Consider the following 4,762-nt stretch of genomic DNA (forward strand, 5'->3'; position numbering starts at 1 on the left):
TGTCGGTGGAGCAGGGACTGGAGCTGTTCGACCAGGCACTCCTCGCCGACCAGGCCGTGGTGGGACTGACCCGGCTGGACCCGGCCGCGGTGCGCGGGCAGCGTGAGCTGCCGTCGATGATGCGGTCGCTCGTCACCGGCGGCGGGACCGTGACCCGTCGGCTCGCGGGCGACGCACGTCAGGACCCGGGGAGTTTCGCTCAGCGCTGGGCCACCATCCCGGCCGACGAGCGCCATGGGTTCCTGCTGGACCTGGTCCGCGGCCATACCGCCGCGGTCCTGGGCCACACCTCCGCCAACGGCGTCGACAAAGACCAGGCGTTCAAGGAGATGGGGTTCGACTCGCTCACCGCGGTCGAGCTGCGCAACCGGATCGCCACAGTGACCGGGCTGCGACTGCCCGCCACCCTGGTGTTCGACTATCCCACGATCGCCGAGCTGATCGGTCACCTGACCGGCCTGCTCGGCGACCCCGGACCCGGCGCACGCGCCGAGTCCACAACCGGATCGATCCTGTCCCATCTGGAGAAGCTGGGCGATCTGCTCCCGGCGGCCCAGGCCGCGGGGGAGGACCGGCAGATGATCGGGCACCGCCTGCGGTCGCTGCTCACCCAATGGAGCAAGAGCGACAACACAGTGGCCGATGGCCCGTCGGACGACGACTGGGAGACGCCCGACGACGTCTTCCAGTTCATTGAGAACGAGCTCGGCATCTCCGGGCAAGGGGAGTAAGTGGCAGCATGACCGACAAGAAGCTCTTCGACTACCTGAAGAAAGTCACCGCCGAACTCCGCGAGACCCGCCAGCGTCTGGCCGACCTCGAAGCGGACGCGGACGCCGGCGAGCCGATCGCGATCGTCGGCATGGCATGCCGCTTCCCCGGCGGAGTGTCCGACCCCGATCAGCTGTGGGGGCTGGTTGCCGACGGTCGGGACGCGGTCTCGGGCTTCCCCACCGACCGCGGCTGGGACCTGGATGAACTGGCCGGCACCGGCGCCGGTGCCTCGGCCACGGCCGAGGGCGGCTTCCTGGACGGAGTCGGTGCATTCGACGCGGAGTTCTTCGGGATCTCCCCGCGCGAGGCGATCGCTATGGACCCGCAGCAGCGGCTGCTGCTGGAGACCTCCTGGGAAGCCCTGGAGCGCGCCGGGGCCGACCCGGCGGCGCTGACCGGCAGCAACGTCGGCGTGTTCGTCGGTACCTTCCCCTCGGGCTATCTGGAGGTGGCGGACCGGTCCAGCGAGGATCTGGCCGGCCATCTGGTCACCGGCGGCTCTCAGAGCGTCGCGTCGGGACGCGTCGCCTATGTGCTCGGATTGCAGGGCCCGGCGCTCACGGTGGACACCGCTTGTTCCTCGTCGCTGGTGGCCCTGCACCTGGCCGCTCAGGCGCTGCGGTCCGGTGAGTGCACGATGGCCCTCGCCGGCGGTGTGACCGTCATGGCCACACCGGACACGTTCGTCGGGTTCTCCCTCCAGGGCGGCACGGCGAGCGACGGCCGGTGCAAGGCCTTCGCCGATGCCGCGGACGGCGCGGGCTGGTCCGAGGGCGCCGGGATGCTCGTCGTACAGCGGCTGTCGGACGCTCGTCGTGAAGGGCGTCGGGTGCTGGCGGTCGTACGGTCCAGCGCCGTGAACCAGGACGGTGCCTCCAATGGGCTGACCGCGCCGAACGGCCCCTCCCAGCAGCGGGTGATACGCCAGGCCCTGTCCGGGGCGGGCCTCACGGGTGCCGACGTCGATGTCGTGGAGGCCCATGGCACCGGCACTGTGCTCGGTGACCCCATAGAAGCCCAGGCCCTGCTGGCCACGTATGGGCAGGACCGGCCGGAGGACCGGCCACTGCTGCTGGGGTCGTTGAAGACGAACCTCGGTCACACCCAGGCCGCCGCCGGTGTCGCCGGCGTAATCAAGATGATCATGGCGATGCGGCATGGCGTGGTGCCGCAGACTCTGCATGTGGACACCCCCTCGTCGAAGGTGGACTGGTCTCAGGGCTCGGTGCGACTGCTGACGAAGGCCGTCCCCTGGCCGGAAACCGGTCATCCTCGTCGGGCGGGCGTTTCGTCCTTCGGCATGTCCGGCACGAACGCACACGTCATCCTCGAAGCCTTCCCGGAAGCCCAGAGGGCTGAGGACGCCGGGACACCTGAGACGGGTTCCGCCCCGGAGCTGATGCGGGGTGTGGTGCCGTGGGTGCTGTCGGGCAAGACAGCGGAAGCATTACGAGCCCAGGCGTCCCGGCTGCTGGATTGGGCCGGCCCCGGTGTGGATGTCACGGCTGTGGGGCGGTCGTTGGTGACGTCGCGGTCGTTGTTCGATCACCGTGTGGTGGTGACGGGCGCTGACTGCGGTGAGCTGCTGGCCGCGCTGCGTGCTGTCGCGGCGGGCGAGCCGACCCCTGACGCGTTCCAGGGATGCGCGGGTGCGGAATCCGGTGTGGTGTTCGTGTTCCCCGGTCAGGGGACTCAGTGGGTCGGTATGGCACAGGAGTTGCTCGACTCGTCCGCGGTGTTCCGGGAAGCCATGGCGGAGTGTGCTGAGGCGCTGAGCCCCTTTGGAGACTGGTCGTTGGGGGATGTCCTCGGCGATGAGTCCGCGCTGGAGCGGGTCGACGTGGTGCAGCCGGTGTTGTGGGCGGTGATGGTGTCGCTTGCGCGGTTGTGGCGGTCGTGCGGTGTGGAGCCTGCCGCGGTGGTGGGCCACTCCCAGGGTGAGATCGCGGCGATGTGTGTGGCCGGAGGCCTGTCACTGGCCGACGGGGCGCGCATCGTGGCGCTGCGCAGCAAGGCGATCGCGGACACGCTGGCCGGTGGTGGGGGCATGGCTGCCGTGCCGTTGCCCGTCGCTCGGGTCGTGGAGCTGATCCAGGACTGGCAGGGGCGGCTTTCCGTCGCCGCGGTCAATGGGCCGGAGTCGGTGGTGGTGTCGGGTGAGTCGCCCGCGGTGCGGGAACTGGTAGCCCGGTGTGAGGCCGAGGAGGTCCGAGCCCGGCTGATCCCGGTGGACTACGCCTCCCATTCCGTGCAGGTGGAGGCGGTCCGCGACCGGCTGCTGGACGAGCTGGCCGGGATCGCGCCGGTGTCGTCGTCGGTGCCGGTGTACTCGTCGGTGACCGGGCAGATCATGGACACCAGCGCGGCCGATGCCGGGTACTGGGTGCGGAACCTGCGCGAGACCGTACGGTTCGAGCACGTCACCCGTACGCTCCTCGCCGACGGCCATCGGGTGCTGGTCGAGGTCAGCCCGCACCCGGTGCTCACCTCCGCCATACAGGAGACGCTGGACAGCACCGGGCACGACGGCGTGGCGGTCGGGACGCTGCGCCGTGGCGAGGGCGGCTCCCGGCGGATGATGGCCGCGTTGGCTCAGCTGTTCGTCCAGGGTGTGCCTGTGTCGTGGGAGTCGGTGTTCGCCGGGGCCGGTGCCCGGTGGGTGGAACTGCCGACGTACGCCTTCCAGCACCAGCGGTACTGGCCCGAGGCCCTGCCCATGGTGGGGGACGTCGTGGGAGCGGGCCTCGAGTCGCCTGAGCATCCGCTGCTCGGTGCGATGGTGGGACTGCCCGAGTCCGGCGGGACGCTGTTCACCGGCAGGGTGTCGCTGCGGTCGCACCCGTGGCTGGCAGATCATCGAGTACGGGAGGAAGTGGTCTTCCCAGGCGCCGGGTTCGTGGAGCTCGCGGTGCGCGCCGGCGACGCCGTGGGGTGTGAGCAGGTCGGCGAGTTGGTCCTGGAGACACCGCTGGTGATCCCGGCTCACGGTGGGTGCCGGATCCAGGTGGTGCTCAGCGAGCGGGACCAGGGATGGGCGATGGCCGTCTACGCGCGCCCTGACGGTGATGAGGCCTGGACCCGGCATGCCACTGGTTTGCTGACCAGCGGCGCGGCCGGTGCCGCAGGGGACCCGATCCTTGCCGGGCCATGGCCGCCGCCGGGGGCGACCGAGGCCGACACTTCGGGCCTGTACGACGGACAGCCGGGTCACGACGTGGCGTACGGCCCGGCCTTCCAGGGGCTGGCCCGGGCCTGGACCCTCGGTGAGCGCGTATGGACTGACGTCGTGCTGCCCGAGGCACAGACGGGCACTGCCGGGATGTTCGGCATCCACCCCGCCCTGCTGGACGCGATGCTGCAGGGAGCCGCGTTCGCCGGTCTGGAGCCGACGGAGACCGCTCGACTGCCGTTCATGTTCACCGACGTCGTCCTGCGTGCTTCGGGCGCGACGCGCGTGCGGGTGTGCGTTTCCCGCACCGGACCGGACGAGGTTTCCGTGGTGGCGGCCGACGCCACGGGTGCGCCGGTGCTGTCCATCGGATCGATGGTGGTCCGTCCGCTGCCGGAAGGCGCGCTCGAAGGCGGCCCGCAGGACACGATGGTCCTCACTCCTCAGTGGACCGACCTGGGTACCGAGGAGGGTCCGGCCGTCGAGACGGGGAACTGGGCCCTTGCGGGACCCGGGGCGGACTACGCAGATCTGGGGGCGTTGGCCACCGCGGTCGAGTACGGGACTCCTGTGCCGAGCAGTGTGGTGCTGGCCGTGCCGCATTCGTCTGCATGTGAGTCGGGCTTGGTGGTGGGGCGTGTGCATGAGGTGTCGGTGTGGGTGCTGGAGCAGGTGCAGCGCTGGCTGGCTGAACGGTGTTTCGGGGGGACCCGGCTGGTGGTGGTCACTCGGGGGGCGGTTGCCACCGGCTGGGACGACCCGGTGACCGACTTGCCCGCGGCGGCGGTGTGGGGTCTGGTCCGGTCCGCGCAGTCGGAG

General features: G+C 70.6%; 1 protein-coding gene and 1 pseudogene. Both read left to right on the forward strand.

Features of this window, described 5'->3' with window-relative positions; all coding sequences use genetic code 11:
* On the forward strand, positions 1–731 hold a 731-nt coding region (locus ACP4IX_RS35830), incomplete at its 5' end, for a phosphopantetheine-binding protein (protein ID WP_426558773.1).
* An 8-nt stretch (positions 732–739) separates the two neighbouring features.
* Positions 740–4,762 (forward strand): annotated as a pseudogene (locus ACP4IX_RS35835) (type I polyketide synthase); the annotation flags it as partial.

This window comes from Streptomyces sp. WG5 (assembly GCF_049974565.1).
Lineage (GTDB): Bacteria > Actinomycetota > Actinomycetes > Streptomycetales > Streptomycetaceae > Streptomyces.